The sequence below is a fragment of the Delftia sp. genome, from assembly GCF_059499305.1.
On sequence record NZ_JCABYI010000004.1, the window covers coordinates 612,524 to 628,633 of the forward strand.

The 16,110-nt window shown below is 66.8% G+C and carries 12 protein-coding genes; 4 read left to right on the plus strand and 8 right to left on the minus strand.

Annotation, left to right across the window (positions count from 1 at the left end):
* Positions 1-16: 16 nt before the first annotated feature.
* The 4 genes from AC5I49_RS04595 to AC5I49_RS04610 form a co-directional block, all read right to left on the minus strand.
* Positions 17-2,092, minus strand: a complete 2,076-nt coding sequence (locus AC5I49_RS04595) for a flotillin family protein (protein ID WP_338500716.1) — start codon at positions 2,090-2,092, stop codon at positions 17-19.
* A 131-nt stretch (positions 2,093-2,223) separates the two neighbouring features.
* Positions 2,224-2,892 carry a hypothetical protein gene (locus AC5I49_RS04600; protein WP_016446961.1) on the minus strand — a complete coding sequence of 223 codons (669 nt, stop codon included), beginning with the start codon at positions 2,890-2,892 and terminating at the stop codon, positions 2,224-2,226.
* 75 nt (positions 2,893-2,967) lie between these two features.
* The gene (locus AC5I49_RS04605; protein WP_061287883.1) at positions 2,968-3,678 is read right to left on the minus strand and encodes a PspA/IM30 family protein; all 711 of its coding nucleotides are present in this window, start codon (positions 3,676-3,678) and stop codon (positions 2,968-2,970) included.
* A gap of 40 nt (positions 3,679-3,718) precedes the next feature.
* Entirely contained in the window at positions 3,719-4,189 is a 471-nt protein-coding gene (locus tag AC5I49_RS04610; RefSeq protein ID WP_223275219.1) for a YjfI family protein, read from the minus strand.
* Between the two features lie 503 nt (positions 4,190-4,692).
* On the opposite strand from AC5I49_RS04610, the gene AC5I49_RS04615 reads away from it, so the two are divergent.
* The 4 genes from AC5I49_RS04615 (at position 4,693) to AC5I49_RS04630 (ending at position 9,800) form a co-directional block, all read left to right on the plus strand.
* Positions 4,693-7,278, plus strand: a complete 2,586-nt coding sequence (locus AC5I49_RS04615) for a bifunctional diguanylate cyclase/phosphodiesterase (protein WP_495788910.1) — start codon at positions 4,693-4,695, stop codon at positions 7,276-7,278.
* 123 nt (positions 7,279-7,401) lie between these two features.
* Complete coding sequence (locus tag AC5I49_RS04620; RefSeq protein WP_016446965.1) at positions 7,402-8,406, plus strand: diacylglycerol/lipid kinase family protein; 1,005 nt, start codon at positions 7,402-7,404, stop codon at positions 8,404-8,406.
* A 27-nt stretch (positions 8,407-8,433) separates the two neighbouring features.
* Entirely contained in the window at positions 8,434-9,243 is an 810-nt protein-coding gene (locus AC5I49_RS04625; protein WP_016453389.1) for a metallophosphoesterase family protein, read from the plus strand.
* Between the two features lie 185 nt (positions 9,244-9,428).
* On the plus strand, positions 9,429-9,800 hold the full coding sequence (locus AC5I49_RS04630; RefSeq protein ID WP_016446967.1) for a response regulator: 372 nt from the start codon (positions 9,429-9,431) through the stop codon (positions 9,798-9,800).
* A gap of 45 nt (positions 9,801-9,845) precedes the next feature.
* Here the strand turns inward: AC5I49_RS04630 and AC5I49_RS04635 are convergent, their stop codons facing one another.
* The 4 genes from AC5I49_RS04635 to AC5I49_RS04650 are packed head-to-tail and all read right to left on the minus strand — an operon-like array spanning position 9,846 to position 15,995.
* Positions 9,846-10,976, minus strand: a complete 1,131-nt coding sequence (locus AC5I49_RS04635; RefSeq protein ID WP_016446968.1) for a hybrid sensor histidine kinase/response regulator — start codon at positions 10,974-10,976, stop codon at positions 9,846-9,848.
* A 48-nt stretch (positions 10,977-11,024) separates the two neighbouring features.
* Positions 11,025-11,639: a chemotaxis protein CheB gene (locus AC5I49_RS04640; protein WP_016446969.1), complete on the minus strand. Its 615-nt coding sequence runs from the start codon at positions 11,637-11,639 to the stop codon at positions 11,025-11,027.
* A complete protein-coding gene (locus AC5I49_RS04645; protein WP_074923196.1) occupies positions 11,639-12,478 on the minus strand; it encodes a CheR family methyltransferase in 840 nt (279 codons plus the stop codon). The genes AC5I49_RS04640 and AC5I49_RS04645 overlap by 1 nt, the downstream gene beginning before the upstream one ends.
* A gap of 13 nt (positions 12,479-12,491) precedes the next feature.
* Positions 12,492-15,995 carry a response regulator gene (locus AC5I49_RS04650; protein ID WP_017407004.1) on the minus strand — a complete coding sequence of 1,168 codons (3,504 nt, stop codon included), beginning with the start codon at positions 15,993-15,995 and terminating at the stop codon, positions 12,492-12,494.
* Positions 15,996-16,110: the final 115 nt, after the last annotated feature.

Sequence of the window (16,110 nt, forward strand, 5' to 3'; positions counted from 1 at the left end):
CCGTTGAATCGACCGTTCAGTCGACCCTCGGCGTGGGCGGCAGGCCCTTGCCGTCGCCCAGCGCGTTGAGCAGCGATGCGCCGCCCTTGCCGCTGAGGAACTTGCTGATCAGGTCCTGCACGATGGGGCTCTTGCCCGCCACGCCTTCCACGGCCTTGCCCACGGACAGCGCCTTGGCGAAGTTGTCGAAGAAGGCGCCCTCGCCCCCCACGATGTCGATGTTGGCCTTGCTGAGCGCGGCCGACAGCACCTCGGACTGGTCCTTGGCCACGCTCTTGTTGGCTTCGATAGCGGCCAGCGCCTGCTCGAAATTCTTCTCCAGCTGCATGCGGAACTCCTCATGCGAGCGCGCCTGGTCGGACAGCGAGGCCAGCGCGGTGAACTTCTCGGTCAGGCCCTTGGCCTCGGCGAAGAGCTTGTCGCGCAACACATCGGCCTCGGACGTGCCCACGTCGCGGGTGACCAAGGCCTTGGTCGCGCCCACCTGGGCCTCGCCGCGCGCCTGGGCCAGCAGGCGTTCTTCCAGCACCTTGGCATCGGCCAGGCCCTGCTTTTCGTTGGCGTCGGCCGTGGCCTCGATGACGCGTGCCTCGGCCAGGCCCTTTTCCTGCTGGCCCTTGGCTTCGGCCATCATCTTCTCGGCGATCACCCTGGCCTGCGCCAGGCCTTCCTTTTCCAGGGCGGCGGCCGTGACTTCGCGCACCTTGGCATCGGCCAGGCCGGGCGCGGCGCGCTCGACCTCGATGGCCTCGGCCAGCTTCTTCTTGGCCTCGGCGGTCTTGCTGGCCGCCTCCAGCTCGGCCTGGGCCATGGTCGTGACTTCCACGGCCTTGTGGCGCGAGGCGGCCTCTTCGGCCTCCGCCTTCTTGACCTGGCGCACCAGGTCTTCCTCGGCCTGGGCCTGGGCAGTCAGCACGGTGACCTGCTTCATGCGCTCGGCCTCGGAGACCACGCGCACTTCCTTGATGCGTTCCTCTTCCTGGGCCACGGACTTTTCCACCACCACGCGCTCGCGCACCACGTTGGCGATGTTGGCCTTCTCGACCTCGATGGCCTTTTCCTTCTCGATGCGCTGCAGCTCCACCTCGCGCTGGCGGGCCACGATCTCCAGCTCCTTGGCGCGCGTGACCTTCTCGACCTCGATCACCACCGCACGCTCACGGTTTTGCTGGGCCACGGCCACTTCGCGCTGGCGATTTTCCTCGCGGATGTCCAGCTGCTCCTGGGTCTGGATGCGGGCCTGCTCGGCCTTCAGCCGCTCTTCTTCCTGCACCTTCTGGGTCTCGGCCTGCTCGCGGGCCTGGATGGTGGCGATCTCGCGCTTTTGGCGGGCCTCGGCGTCGGCCTGCTGGCGCTCCAGCGCCAGCATGGCTTCCTTGGTCTCCACGTTCTTCTTGGTGATGGCCAGGTCGGAGTTGCGCTCGAGCTCGTTGGTGACGATGTTCTGGTTGGCCGTCAGCTCGGTGATCTTGCGGATGCCTTCGGCATCCAGGATGTTGTTGGGGTCCAGCGAGGACTTGGGAGTCTGCTCCAGGTAGTCGATGGCCACGTCCTCCAGCACATAGCCGTTGAGGTCGTTGCCGATGACATGGATGATCTGGTCGCGGAAATCCTGGCGGTTCTCGAACAGCTTCACGAACTCGATCTGCTTGCCCACGGTCTTGAGCGCCTCGGAGAACTTGGCGTTGAACAGGTCGTTGACGGCCGTCTTGTCCGAGGCCCGGTCCACGCCGATGGCCTTGGCCACCTTGAGCACGTCCTCGGCCGTTTCATTGACGCGCAGGTAGAAGGCCACGGTGATGTCGGCGCGCATGTTGTCGCGGCAGATCAGGCCTTCCTTGCCGCGCCGGTCGATCTCCAGCGTCAGCAGCGAGATCTGCATGAATTCCTTCTTGTGGATCACCGGCAGCACCAGGCCGCCCGTGAACTTGACCTTGGGCTGCGAGGTGGTGTCGTTGATGATCAGCGCCGTGCCCTGCGGGACCTTGATGTAGAAGGCCTTGACCAGGGCGAACAGCCCGAGGATGACGACGAAGACGGAACCGATCACCACCCCGGCGACGATGTACCACTCCATGTTGCTCATGTTCATGCGAATCTCCCCTGTGAATTGCTATCTGTGAAAACGCTGAAAAACGCAAAGGCCGCGCCCGCCGCACGGGCGCCCGGGCCAATGGGAATCAATGGGAACGAATAGGAAGGAATTCCTGGAAATTCCTGGAGCTAGCGCGGCAGCTCGGTGCCGTCGAACTCGGCCTTGCTGACCACGCGCCAGGCGTTGTGCTCGGGCAGGTGCTCGATGAGCACGATCTCGGTGCCCCGGCCCAGTGCGCGCTCGGGCGAGCGCATCTGCACGTTCAGGCCGGCGCCGCCGTCCTCCACGCTGCCGTAGCCCTGCGTGCCGTCCACCACGGCGCTGCGCACCAGGCCGGTGCGGCCCAGCAGCACCTTGGGCTCCTCTGCAGGCGCCACCTTGTTGACGATGCCCCGCAGCGGGCGCAGCACCAGCACCGTGGCGGCAAAGCCCAGCACGGCAGCCGCCACGGCCACCAAGGTGCCGGTCAGCAGGTTCACCAGGGTCCAGCCCTGGGGCATGGGCACGAAATGGCACAGCACATAGGAAGCCAGCCAGGACAGCAGGAACAGCGCGGTGAGGATGACCGTGAGCGGAATGCCGCCCAGGCCCACCTTGAGCAGCAGCCCGGCCAGCGCGCTGGCCGAATGCTCCACACCGTGCGCATGGTCGCTGCCGTCGAACAGCACCCAGTGGTCCAGCGAGTCCACCTCCAGCAGGCCCAGCATGGCGATCAGCCAGTACAGCAGCATGAACAGCAGCAAGGCGCCGAAGATGAAGGTCGGAAAGCCGAACGCGTATTGCAGGAATGCAGACATGTTTTATCTCCTCCCTTCAAACCCGGCAGCCAGGACGGCGGGCACGACGCGGCCTGCCCGGACCACGGCCGCGCATCAAGCGCTTTTTCCGCCAGCGGCTGCGCGCTGCGCCTTCAGGCGTTCCAGCACCGATTGCGCATTGCCCGCCTGGGTCGTGATGCCGGCGGCACGCAGCTTGGCATCCAGCGCGTCTTCGCTGCTGTCGCGCGCCAGCTCGGCCGCGCTTTCCATGCGCGCACCGCGCTCGGCCTGCTTTTGCTTGATGCGTTCCAGCGAATCCAGCGCGCTTTGCACGCGCGTCTGCGATCCTGCATAGCGGCCGGCCACCGTGGCCTGGGCGCGCTGCACGCTTTCCGTGGCCTTGACGGTGTCGGCCTGCTGCTTGAGGCGCTTGATATGCGTCTGCGCCGTCTGTATGGCCACGCGCAGCTGCTCCACGCTTTGCGTGTAGGCATCCAGCTGGGATTGCTCCTCGTCGCGCTGCGTCTCCAGCACGGAGACCTTGCCGGCCACTTCCAGCGCCAGCGCCTCGTCACTGGTGTCCAGCGCCTTGACGGCATAGCCCTCGTACTCGGCAATGCGTTCCTGGGTCTGCTTGAGCTTGCCGGCCGCCAGCTTTTGCTTGGCCATGATGTCGGCCAGCGCTTCCTTGGACTTGTTCAGGTCGCTGTCGGCATCGCGGATTTCCTGGTCCAGGATGCGCAGGGCCTGGCTGTCTGTCACCGCCTCGCCGGCCTCGTGCGCTGCGCCGCGCAACGCGGTCACCAGCTTGTTCCAGATGGTCATGATGATCTCCTTGGGGCTCAGTGTCTTCAACGGGCAGGCTTCAGGCCTGCACTGGCGCGGGCACCGGCGCAGGGGTCAGATAGTGGGCCAGCGCCTCGGTGGCCTGGATGACGCTGTCGGCCAGGGTGAGGATTTCGGCAATGATGTCGCCCTCGCTGCTGCTGGCATGCAGGGCGGCGAACATCACATAGCCCTCGCCGCCATGGGCCTGGGGTTCCAGCGCCATGGTGGTGAAGGGAAACAGCTTTTGCAGGCGCAGCATCTGCTCGTTGAGGCCGGCGCGGTCGTGCACCTGGTCGGCGGGCCAGAGAAAGGCCTCCACCACGAGCTGGTCGCCCGACAGGGCCACGTGGACCGGCAGATCGCCGAATTCGGGCAGGCTGATGAGCAGACTGGCGTCCGCGCCTTCAAGCACCTCGATATGGAGCCGGCCGCCCTGCACCAGCGTTGATTGCTGCAGGTCGCCCGCCAAGGCGTGAATATCCCGATATGCCTGTCTGCTGTTGTCCATGCTGCCCTCCTTGTGGATGAGAACCATTGAATCCGGTTGCAAGCCGGACACGCGCATTTGCTTTTCCAATTGCTGCAATGCAGCACCGTACTCTGGAAGAATCCAGACCTCCTTTTTCACCAGCCCCTGCTCGCGCAGCCGTTGCCGGTGCAGACGCTGGTAGTGGGCTGATGTCTTTTGTTCCATGCGGACACCATAGCGACCATTACATGTGATGTCTACATGTAATGAAGATCAATTTGTAAACGGATATGTAAAAGGAGTGCCGCAATGGAAGGCATTGCAGACGCACTGACCATGCCTTTGCGTTGCTGCAAATGACCGTTCAGTATTCATTTTTTCTACTGAAAATTGTTTATCGACAATTTTTCCTATCACCCATAGGAGAGCTCCTGCACAGGGGCGACCGCTGCCGCGAAAGGCTGCCGAGGCACTGCACAATGGCCGCTGTCGCAGGCAGACCCGGCCCTTGGCTGCCCGGCGCACGCTACGGAAACCTCTGCATGCCCGCCTTTCGGCTCTCACTTCGCACGGCAGTCACGGCCCCCTTCATTGCGGTGTTTGTGGTCACGGCCGGGCTATTGGCGGCTTGGCAGCAGCGCCAGGTGGACCAGCTCATCAATCGCGAAAGCCTGCGGCTGCTCGACTCCCTGTCCACCACCACGCGCCACCAATTGGCCGACTATCTGGAGACTCCGCTGCGCGTGCAGCAGGCCCTGGCCGAGACCGTGGCCCGGCAGGCGCTTTACACCCCCGGAGACCTGCGGCCCATCTATGGCTATCTGACACGCTCATTCACCGAGCTCTATGCCCAGCACCACCAGATCAGCCTGTTGAGCTTTGGAGGCGTGCAAGGCGAATACACGGGGGTGCGGCTGGAGCCCGATGGCCACTACCGCCTGATTCTTCAGGACCGCAGCACTCAGGGAACCTTGCAGATTTTCGAGGGACTGCAGCCGGGCCCGCCCATGTCCAGCCTTGCCGGCTACGACCCCCGCGTGCGTCCCTGGTACCAGCCCGCCATTCGCGAAGACGGCCCGCACTGGTCGCCCATCTACACGGTGACGGGGGACCGGGGTGATGCCACGATTTCCGCAGCCACTGCGGTGCGTGTGTCCGGCCAGTTGGCCGGCGTGCTGGCCGCCGATGTGCGGCTGAGCAGCATGAACCGCTTTCTGCGCGACGAGCCCCTGCGCGGCAATGGCCATATCGCCGTGGTCGATGCGCAGGGCTACATGGTGGCGCACTCCTCCGAGCTGTCGGTGCTGAAACGCCGCGAAGGCCCCTACGACCCGCCCGTGCGCCTGCGCCTGTCCGAAAGCCCCGACCTGGCGCTGCGCTCGCTGGCAGCCCGGCTTCCCGAGCACCTGCCCGGGCATGCGCGCGAGGGCTCGACGCCAGCCCGGACAGGCCCTGACCGTGTCATCAACCTGAGCTTCACGGAGCAGGGCCAGATCTACCACGGGCAGGTCACCCCCTTCCACGATGTGCGCGGCATCGACTGGCGGATCCTGGTGCTGCAGCCCGAGTCCGATCTGGTCAGCAGCATGCGGGAGGACAGCCGCCAGACCCTTTTCCTGGCTTTCGGCCTGGCCTTGCTGGGGCTGGCGCTGGGCCTGTGGTGCCTGCGCAGGGCGCTGCGCCCCCTGGCCGTGACGGCCGACGCGGCCAACCGCCTGGCCCAGGGTGACTGGAGCGCGGTGAAGGCGCTGCCGGACACGTCCGTGGTGGAAACCTCGTCCCTGGTCTCGGCATTCCACAACATGGCGCAGCGGCTGCAGGAATCCTTCGAGCACATGCGCACCCTGCTGCAGTACGACAGCCTGACGCAGCTGCTCACGCGCGCCGGCCTGATCGAGCGGGCCGACGCGGCCGCCAACGCCGGCGCGCCCGTCCCTGCCGCGCTGTGCCTGCTGGAGCTGCAGAACTTCCGCAGCGTGCGCGACGATGTGGGCCATGGCACGGGCGAGCAGTTGCTGCGGGCCGTGGCAGAGAGGCTGCTCAACCACCATCTGCAATTTCCGGCCCTGCTGGCGCGCACGGCCAGCAATGAATTCGCCGTGCTGTGGCTGCACGAGTGCACGCCGCTGCAGGTACAGGACAAATGCCGCCATCTGCTGGAGATCTTCGACCAGCCATTTTCCGTGGGCAAGGACGACATCGTGCTGCGCGCCTGCGCGGGCGCCGTCAGCGGCGAGCTGCTGCCGGGCGCGCTGCCCGAGTGGCTGCGCAACGCCAGCATTGCGCTGGGTGAGGCGCAGCGCGGCTCGCACCCCTTCCTGCTGTTCGAGCCCAGCCTGGCGCAGAAAATGCTGGGCCGCACCCAATTGGCCATGGAATTGCGCCAGGCGCTGGAGCGCAACGAACTGCGCGTTTTCTACCAGCCCGTGGTGGATCTGGCCACGGGCCGCATGGTGGGTGCCGAGGCCCTGGTGCGCTGGGAAAGCCCGACGCGCGGCAGGGTGCCGCCGGGCGTGTTCATCCCGGTGGCCGAGGAGTCGGACCTGATCCTGAGCGTCGGCGAATGGGTGCTGCGCACGGCGGCGCACGATATTGCCCTGCACCTTGCGCACCTGCCGGCCGACTTCGAGCTGCACGTCAACATGTCGGCACGCGAGCTGATCCAGTCCGACTTCGCCTGCACGCTGGAGCAGGCGCTGGCCACCAGCGGCCTGCCCGCCCGGGTGCTGACCCTGGAGCTGACGGAGTCCATGCTGCTGGACGACAGCGACGCCACGCTGCAGCGCATTGCCGCCATCCGCGCGCTGGGCGTGAAGATCGCCATCGACGACTTCGGCACCGGCTACTCGTCCCTGGCCTACCTGAGCCGCCTGCGCTTTGACTGCATCAAGATCGACCAGAGCTTTGTGGGCCAGTTGCCGGCCTCCGAGTCCGACAAGGCCATCGTGACCGCCGTGCTGCGCATTGCCCAGGGCTTTGGCGTCAAGGTGGTCGCCGAAGGTGTGGAAGAACAGGCCCAGGCGCAGCTGCTGCACGAGCTCGGCTGCGAGCATGCGCAGGGCTATCTGTTCGAGCGGCCCGTGCCGCTGGCGCAGATGCTGGACTACCGCGCCCCCTGGCGCGAGTGAGCCGGTACAGTCAGCAGCCCGCAGACTGTCGGCTTTGGCTGACGCGCACCGCTTGCATGATCCGGTGCACCGGCAGGTGCCATCCACGGAACAATCGGCGCCTGTTCCAGCCCGCTTCCTTCCATGACGCCCTCATCTTGCGACAACCAGCCGCCCAGGCTTGATCCCGCCGGCCCCATCCACCTGATCGTGCCGCTGCGCCCCGGCGCCGACCTGGAGCAGCTGCGCGCCCGCCTGACCGGCGTGCCGGCGCTGCAGCAGCGCAGCGTGCATTGGCATGTGCCGGGCGCAAGGGCCGACATCGTGCAGTTGGCCGCCAGCGCCGTGGACAGTGCACGCAGGGACGGCGGCCTGGTCGTGGCCGCCGGCGGTGACGGCACCATCAATGCCGTGGCCTCGGCTGCCTGGTCGCGTGGCGTGCCCATGGGCGTGGTGCCGCTGGGCACCTTCAACTACTTCGCCCGCGAGCAGGCGCTGTCACTGGAGCCCGCCCAGGCCGTGCAGGACATTCTCCAGGCGCTGCAGGCCGGCCAGATGCGGGCCGTGAACGTGGGCCTGGTCAACGAACGGCTTTTCCTGGTGAACGCCAGCCTGGGCCTGTACCCCCGCCTGCTCGACGAACGCGAACGCGCGTCCACCCGCTTCGGCCGCACCCGGCTGGTGGCCATTGCCGCCTCCATCTGGAGCATCCTGCGCGGCGGCAGCGTGCGCCGCTGGCGCGTGGCCCTGCGCCCCGACCGGGATGCGCCGTTGCAGCAGCAGGAGCACCTGGCCACCACCCTGTTCGTCGGCAACAACCCGCTGCAGCTGGAGCGCGTGGGGATTGACGAGGCCCGCGCCGTGGCCGATGGCCGGCATCTGGCCGCCGTGCTGCTGCTGCCCCAGGCCAGCGAAGCCCCGGCGCGCGTGGTCTGGAATGCGGTAATGGGACGGCTGGCCCAGGACGATGCCGTCGCCAGCCTGGCCTGTACCGAGCTGGTGGCGGAGCCAGCAGGACGGCGTCCTCGCCGCATGAAGGTGGCCTTCGATGGCGAACGCGAATGGATGGCACCGCCCATCCGCTTTCGCCTGGGCGAGAAGCCGCTGTGGCTGGTGGTGCCTGCCCCGGCAGAGCCCGCCTCCTCCTGACCGCCGAATGAGGAACAAGGAGCGCCCATGGCCTTGCTCATGCATTTGTCGGACCTGCATTTCGGCGCCCACGATCAGGCCGTATGCGCCGCCGTGGCCAGACTGGCGGCCCGGCTGCCGGTAACGCTGCTGGTGGTCTCCGGCGACCTGACCCAGCGCGCCACGGCCGCGCAATTTGCCCAGGCGCGGGAGTTTCTCGACAGCCTTTCCGTGCCCCGGCGACTGGTGGTGCCCGGCAACCACGATCTGCCGCTGCTCGCCTGGTGGGAACGGCTGGGTGGCCACGCCCACGACCGCTATGTGCGCTGGATCGATTCCGAACTGCAGCCCTGGTGCGCCGTGCCAGGCTTTTGCGTGATCGGCGTGGACACCACACGCTGGTGGCGCCACCAGCGCGGCAGCCTGTCGGCCGGGCAGATCCTGCACGTGGCGCAGCGCCTGGAGCAGGCCAGCCCCGCCGACTGGCGCATCGTCGTCAGCCACCACCCGCTGGCTGCGGCCCACGAAGAGGACCGCAGCCACCGTCCTCACCGCGCCGCGCAGGCCCTGGCCCGCTGGCGCGATGCCGGAGCGCAACTGGTGCTCTCGGGCCATGGGCATGACCCCGGCCTGGTCCAGCCCCTGCCCGGGCTGTGGGCAGCGCAGGCGGGCACCGCGGTCTCGGTGCGGCTGCGCGCCCATGCGCCCAACAGCCTGTTCACCCTGGAGCATCGGGATGGCGCCACAGGCCAGGACTGGCGCCGGCAGCTCACGCGCTGGGACTATTCGCGGCAGGCCGGTGAATTCCTGCCCGTGCAAAGGCATGTGCTGGATCCCCTGCCCACTGCCCGGACTTGAGATCGCACAGGCCGTTCGTGGGACTTGCCTTTGTATTGCACAATCCACCGCCTGGCACGCACAGAAGGCAACCGTCGACCAAGTTTGCATGCTGTCCTACGTGATGGAGGGCGGCGGGTGTGGATGATCAGCCCTCGTCCATGCTGCCTTTTTGATAGCAGCATGACGCACTGCAACAAAGAGATATGCGAATCCTGTACGTTGAAGACAATGCCGACCTGCGAGAAACCATTGGCCTGCTGATGGAGAGCGAATCCCGTTTCGTGACCAGTTGCGCCACTGCCGAACAGGCCCTGGAACTGGATGCGGGCCAGCCTTTCGACGTGGTGGTCTCCGATGTCAGTCTGCCGGGCCTGTCCGGCACCGATCTGGCGCGGCAGCTGCTGCAGGCCGATGCGCAGCGCTGGATCATCCTGTGCTCCGGCTACGATCTGGGGCCCTACCCGGCCGCCTGGGGTCCCCAGGTGCGGACCTTGCTCAAGCCCTTCGAGATCGAGGACCTGGAAACGCTGCTGGACTCCATACAGGAAGCGCTGCACACCAGGCCCGTCCACTGAGCCCATTTTCCCGAGACCGGCCTGCCGGTCCATCGGCTCCCGCCGTCACAGCACGGCCTTGGAGCCTCCCGCTGCCATCTCGCGCGGCAACTCCACCCTGAAGCTGGTCACGCCATCGGCGGAGTGCACATCGATGCGCCCGTTGTGCGAACGCACGATCTGGTGCGCGATGAAAAGCCCCAGGCCCAGGCCCTGGTGCTGGCCCGGCTTGCGCTCTCCTCCGCGAAACGGGTTGAACAGGGTAGGCATCAGCTCCGCAGGAATGGTGCCGCCGTTGCGCACCGTGATGACCACGCAATGGTCCTGCCTGCCATCGGCCGTCACCTGCACAGGCTGCGCCGGATCGCCATGGTGCATGGCGTTGCCCACCAGATTGGTGAGCACCTGGCACAGGCGTTCGCCATCCCAGGTGCCATCGAGATTGCCCAGCATCTCGCTGTCCAGGCGCCGCTGCGGAAAACCCGTCTCCACTTCCTGCAGCGTGCGCTGCAGCAGCGCTTGCAAGCTGGTAGGCCGCGGTGACAGCGGCAGGCCTTCCGCCTGGCGGATGCGGGTGACGTCCAGCAGGTCCTCGATCATGCGCGACATGCGCTGGCTGCTGCTGAGCATGCGCTCGGCCATGCTGGCCACCTTGCCCGTATCGGGCTGGCGCGTGAGCAACGTGGCGGCGGCCTTGATGGATTGCAGCGGCGTGCGCAGGTCGTGGCTGAGCACGGCCATGAACATCTCGTTGATGCGCAGCGCCTCGGTGCGTTCCTGCAGCTGATGGGCCAGTGCCTGCTTGCGCTGGTGCAGCTCGAAGAACACATTGGCCTTGGTGGTCAGCATGTGGGGATCGATGGGCTTGTACAGGAAGTCCACGGCGCCGCTCTCATAGCCACGGAACTGCCAGTTGTGCTCGCGCGAGCCGGCCGTCATGAAGATGAGCGGGATATGGCGCGTGCGCTCGCTGCCGCGGATCAGCTCGGCCAGCTCGAAACCGTTCATCTCGGGCATCTGCACATCCAGCAGGGCCAGGGCCACGTCGCTGTGGTTGAGCAGCAGCTCCAGCGCCTCGGGGCCGGACTGGGCCTTGAGGAATTCGATGCCGTCGCGTTGCAGCAGCGCCTCGATGGCGATCAGGTTCTCGGCGATGTCATCGACGATCAAGCATTTGACGCGATCTGTATGGGGCATGGATTCTCTCTCGGTATTTAGTCTTGTGGGGGCGTGCCGGCTGGACATTCAAAGCCTTCCCTGGCGGTGCAGCGATGCAATGAGGGAGGCAATGCCTTCGGGCGCCAGCGCCTGGGCCTGCGGCACGCGGGCCAGCGCCGCCAGCGGCATGGTGGGCATGCGGGCGCCGTCGGGCGCCTGCACCACGGCCAGGCCACCGGCGGCGTGCACGCTGGCCATGCCCTGCGCGCCGTCGTCATTGGCGCCGGACAGCAGCACCGCCAGCAGCCGCTCGCCATAGCAATCCGCAGCGGACTCGAACAGCACGTCGATGGAGGGCCGCGAAAAATGCCAGGGCGCATCCAGCGACAGCGCCAGCCGGGGGCCGCTGTCCACCAGCAGGTGATAGTCGGCCGGGGCGAAGTACAGGCACCCAGGCTCGATCCATTGCTGGTCCTGCACCTCGCGCACCGGCACGGCGCAGCGCGGGCCGAAGAGCTGGGCCAGCAGGCTGCGGCGATCGCGCGGCAGGTGCAGCACCACCAGCACCGAGGCGCGCAGGCTGGCCGGCAGCGCGGGCAGCACCACCGATAGCGCATCGAGCGCGCCGGCCGAGCCGCCGATCACGATGGCCTCGTAGGCTGTGGCGGCGTCGGAGGCGGGTGTGTTCGTGGTCACGGGCATCACAGCCCGGCCTTCTTGCGGTAGATGCGGTCCTCGAGCACGAAGTCCTCGAAGGCCTCCGAATGCCCTGAAAACCGCAGCGACTCCTTGGAGCCCAGCCCCAGGAATCCGCGATGGCACAGCGCATCGCGGAACAGGCCCAGCGCCCGGTCCTGCAGCTCGCGCTCGAAATAGATCAGCACGTTGCGGCAGGACACCAGGTGCATTTCGGCGAACACGCTGTCGGTGGCCAGGCTGTGGTCGGAGAACACCATGTGCTCGCGCAGCCCCTTGTCGAAGACCACGCGGCCGTAGCGCGCCGTGTAGTAGTGCGACAGCGAGCTGTGCCCGCCCGAGCGCGCATGGTTGTCGGTGAAGGCCGCCACGCGCGACATGTCGAACACGCCCTGCTCGGCCGCGCGCAGCGCATGCGGATTGATGTCGGTGGCATAGATCAGGGTGCGGTCCAGCAGGCCCTCCTCCTCCAGCAGGATGGCCAGCGAATACACCTCCTCGCCCGCGCTGCAGCCGGCCACCCAGACCTTGAGCGAGGGATAGGTGCGCAGCAGCGGCACCACCTCGGTGCGCAGCGCCCGGAAATAGCTCGGGTCGCGGAACATGTCGCTGACCTGGACCGTGAGGTATTCCAGCAGCGCCGGGAACACGCTTGCATCATGCAATACGCGGTCCTGCAGCTGCGACAGCGTCTGGCAGCCGAACTGCACCAGGGCCGTCTGCAGGCGCCGCTTGAGCGAGGCCTGGGCATAGCCCCGGAAGTCGTAGTGGTAGCGGTGGTAGATGGCGTCGATCAGCAGGCGCTGCTCGATGTCGGCGGTGCGGGCTTTTTTCAGCTGAGGCATCGCGTCCTCCTTGCTACTTGGGCATCCACACCCGCACCAGCGACAGCAGCTTTTCCACGTCCAGCGGTTTGGCGATGTAGTCGTTGGCACCGGCGGCCAGGCATTTCTCCTGGTCGTCCTTCATGGCCTTGGCGGTCAGGGCGATGATGGGCAGGCGGCGCCATTGCGGCCGGTTGCGGATCTCGCGCATGGCGGTGTAGCCATCCATCTCGGGCATCATGATGTCCATCAGCACCAGGTCGATACCGGCCTGCGCCGCGCCGCGAGACTCCAGCGCCTCCAGCGCCTCGCGCCCGTTGCGCGCGATCTCCACGCGGATGCCTGTGGGCTCCAGGATGCTGGACAGCGCAAACACGTTGCGCACATCGTCTTCCACCACCAGCACCGTGCGCCCTTCCAGCGCAGACTCGCGGCTGCGCGCGACCTGCAGCATCTGGCGGTGCTCGGCCGACAGCTCCGACTCCACCTGGTGCAGGAACAGCGTGACCTCGTCGAGCAGGCGCTCGGGCGAGCGCGCGTCCTTGATGATGATGGACTTGGAAAAGCGCCGCAGCTGCTGCTCTTCATCGCGCGACAGCGCCCGGCCCGTGTAGACGATGACAGGCGGGAAGGAAACATCGTCCTGGTCCGTCATGCGCTGCAGCAGCTCGTAGCCGCTGATGTCAGGCAGGTTCAGGTCCATCACCATGCAGTCGAATGTGGAGCCGCGCAGATGATCCAGCGCGGCGGCCGCCGTGCCCGCGCAGACGATGTCCACATCGCTGCGGCTGAGCAGGTGGCGCACGCTCTCGCGCTGGCGCTCGTCATCCTCCACCACCAGCACGCGGCGCAGGTCCTGGGTGAACTTGGCCTCCAGCCGCTGCAGGGCGTGGACCAGTTCCTCGCGCTTGACGGGCTTGAGCGCGTAGCCGACGGCACCCCGCCCCATGGCTTCCTGCGAATAGTCCGCGACCGAGACCACGTGCACGGGAATGTGGCGCGTGGCCGGGTTGCGCTTGAGCTGGTCCAGCACGCCCAGGCCCGAGAAATCGGGCAGGTTGATATCGAGCACGATGGCGTTGGGCTGATTGTCGGCCGCCATGGACAGGCCGTCGGACGCCGTATTGGCCACGTCGCACTCGAAATCCATCTCGCGTGCCAGCTCCGACAGGATGTCCGCGAAGCGCAGGTCATCCTCGATCACGAGGATGCGGCGCCCGCTCTGACCCCTCTTGCGCAGGGCGTCCGTTGCCGCCGACGCGGCAGGTGCCATGGCAGGCGACATGGGCGGCGCGAACGCAGGTGCGGCGGGCGCAACGTTGGCCGTTGCGAGCACGGGCACGGACGACGCTGCCAAGGCCTCTCGCAGCCCCTGCGGCTGAGGCTGCGGTGCGGCAGTCGGGGCCGTGGCCGGGCCGGACTCGGCCGACTCCAGGCTCACGGGCACGGTCAGTGTGAAAACGCTGCCCTGGCCAGGCGTGCTGGAGACGGTCAGCGTGCCGCCCAGCAGCCCCGCCAGATCACGCGATATCGACAGGCCCAGGCCCGTGCCGCCGAACTTGCGGTGCGTGCTGCCATCGGCCTGGCGGAAGGCATCGAAGATGAATTGCTGCTGCTGCTCGGCAATGCCGATGCCGGTATCGCGCACCGCGAAAGACAGCATGCCCTGGGGCGCGCAGGACACCTGCAGGCCCACCGAGCCCTTGGCCGTGAACTTGAGCGCGTTGGACAACAGGTTCTTGAGCACCTGGGCCAGCCGCATGGGATCGGTCTGCATGGTGGCGGGCACGCCCGGGTCCACCGTCCAGGTCAGCTCCAGGCCCTTTTCGCGGGCAATCGGGCGCAGCGGCTCCATCAGCGTCTGCAGCGCCGTGGCAATGGTCACGGGCTCGGCGACCACGGTGACCTGGCCGGCCTCGATCTTGGACAGGTCCAGGATGTCGTTGATCAGCGCCAGCAGGTCGCTGCCTGCGGCGTGGATGGTCTGCGCGTACTTGATCTGCTCGGCCTGCAGATTGCCCGGCCTGTTGTCGGCCAGCAGCTTGGCCAGGATCAGGGTGGAGTTCAGCGGCGTGCGCAGTTCGTGGCTCATATTGGCCAGGAACTCGCTCTTGTACTGGCTGGCCAGCTCCAGCTCGCGGGCCTTGTCGGTCAGCGCGCCCTGGGCGCGCAGCAACTGCTCGCGCTGGTACTCCAGCTGCTGGGTCTGCTCTTCCAGGTGGGCATTGGTCTGCTCCAGCTCGGTCTGCTGGTGCTCCATCTGGGTCTGCGACTCCTGCAGGATGCGGCTTTGCTGCTCCAGCTCCTCGTTGCTCACGCGCAGCTCTTCCTGCTGGGCTTGCAGCTCTTCCGACTGGCGGCGCGTTTCCTCCAGCAAGGTCTCCAGGCGCGAACGGTCCAGGCCCGAGCGAATGGCCACGGCCAGCGATTCGGAGGCGCGCTCCAGCAGGCTGCGCTCGGCTTCGCCCACGGGGCGCAGAAAGCCCAGTTCGATCACGGCGAACACTTCGCCGTTTTCCATGGCGGGCACCAGCATCAGCTGCAAGGGGCTGGACTGGCCGGTGCCCGAGGAAATCTGCAAATGCTGGGCAGGCACATCGCTGACATGCAGCAGCTTGCGCGACGCGGCCGCCTGGCCCGCCAGCCCCTCGCCGGGCAGCAGCTTTTGCTGCAGTCGCTCGCGCGGCAGGGCATAGCCGCCGAACAGGCGCAACCCGCCATCGGCGCAGTCCACCACATAGCCGGCGCCCACATCGGCACGCAAATAGTTGGCCAGGTACTCCAGCGCCTTCTGGCCCAGGTCTTCCAGCCGGTGGTCTCCCTGCAACTGCTGCCCCAGGCCGGAAAGACCGGACGTCACCCACGACTGGCGCGCCTTGACGCGGTACTCGCGCACCGTCAGCGCGGCCGATGCCAGGATCAGGCCCAGCAGGATGAGGGAGCCGCCCCAGGAATAGTAGGTCGAGGTGGTGGATGCCTCCACCCACAGCTGGCGACGCTGGGCCAGCTCCCGTGTCTGGTGCGTGTAGAGGTCGTCGATCAGCTCGCGCAGCCGGTCCATGGCGTTCTTGCCCACGTCCAGGCGCACCAGGGCCATGGCGGCGTCCAGATCGCCGGACTTGCGCAGGTCTATGGTCTCCTGCAGCTCGCGCAGCTTCTGGGCCGATATCTCCTCGATCTGCGCCAGCAGCCGGTGCTGGTCGGAGTCATTGGAAGTGCGCGCCTTGAGCGCCTCCAGCTGCTGCATCAGCACATCGCGTGCCTGCTGGTAGGGCTGCAGGTAGGCCGGGTCGCCCGTGAGCAGAAAACCGCGCTGCCCGGTCTCAGCGTCCTTGAGCGAAGCATTGAGCTGGCTGAGCTGGCGCATGGCCAGTGTCGTGCGGTCCATGGCCACCACGGCCTGGCCTCGCGTCTCAGACGCCCTGAAATTGACGAAGGCAATGACCAGGGTGGCCAGTGCCGCCGCGCCAAAGCCGGCAACAAGTGTCCATGGAATGGCAAAGCGCTGGGTGCTCTGATTGCGGGAGGATCGTGGCATGCAGTGGAGTTTCTGGCAGGAAGGGACGGGGAAATCCGCCAAGGACTGTAAACGTTTTGCGCAGCCCTCGGCAGCACTGTGGCGCAGCTTGCGCTGGTTTCGGCGGCGCGCGACG

Coding starts and splice junctions, on each gene's coding strand:
- AC5I49_RS04615 (WP_495788910.1), top strand. CDS start 4,693: ATGCCCGCCTTTCGGCTCTCACTTCGCACGGCAGTCACGGCCCCCTTC.
- AC5I49_RS04630 (WP_016446967.1), top strand. CDS start 9,429: ATGCGAATCCTGTACGTTGAAGACAATGCCGACCTGCGAGAAACCATT.
- AC5I49_RS04645 (WP_074923196.1), bottom strand. CDS start 12,478: ATGCCTCAGCTGAAAAAAGCCCGCACCGCCGACATCGAGCAGCGCCTG.
- AC5I49_RS04595 (WP_338500716.1), bottom strand. CDS start 2,092: ATGAACATGAGCAACATGGAGTGGTACATCGTCGCCGGGGTGGTGATC.
- AC5I49_RS04635 (WP_016446968.1), bottom strand. CDS start 10,976: ATGCCCCATACAGATCGCGTCAAATGCTTGATCGTCGATGACATCGCC.
- AC5I49_RS04600 (WP_016446961.1), bottom strand. CDS start 2,892: ATGTCTGCATTCCTGCAATACGCGTTCGGCTTTCCGACCTTCATCTTC.
- AC5I49_RS04650 (WP_017407004.1), bottom strand. CDS start 15,995: ATGCCACGATCCTCCCGCAATCAGAGCACCCAGCGCTTTGCCATTCCA.
- AC5I49_RS04640 (WP_016446969.1), bottom strand. CDS start 11,639: ATGCCCGTGACCACGAACACACCCGCCTCCGACGCCGCCACAGCCTAC.
- AC5I49_RS04625 (WP_016453389.1), top strand. CDS start 8,434: ATGGCCTTGCTCATGCATTTGTCGGACCTGCATTTCGGCGCCCACGAT.
- AC5I49_RS04610 (WP_223275219.1), bottom strand. CDS start 4,189: ATGGACAACAGCAGACAGGCATATCGGGATATTCACGCCTTGGCGGGC.
- AC5I49_RS04620 (WP_016446965.1), top strand. CDS start 7,402: ATGACGCCCTCATCTTGCGACAACCAGCCGCCCAGGCTTGATCCCGCC.
- AC5I49_RS04605 (WP_061287883.1), bottom strand. CDS start 3,678: ATGACCATCTGGAACAAGCTGGTGACCGCGTTGCGCGGCGCAGCGCAC.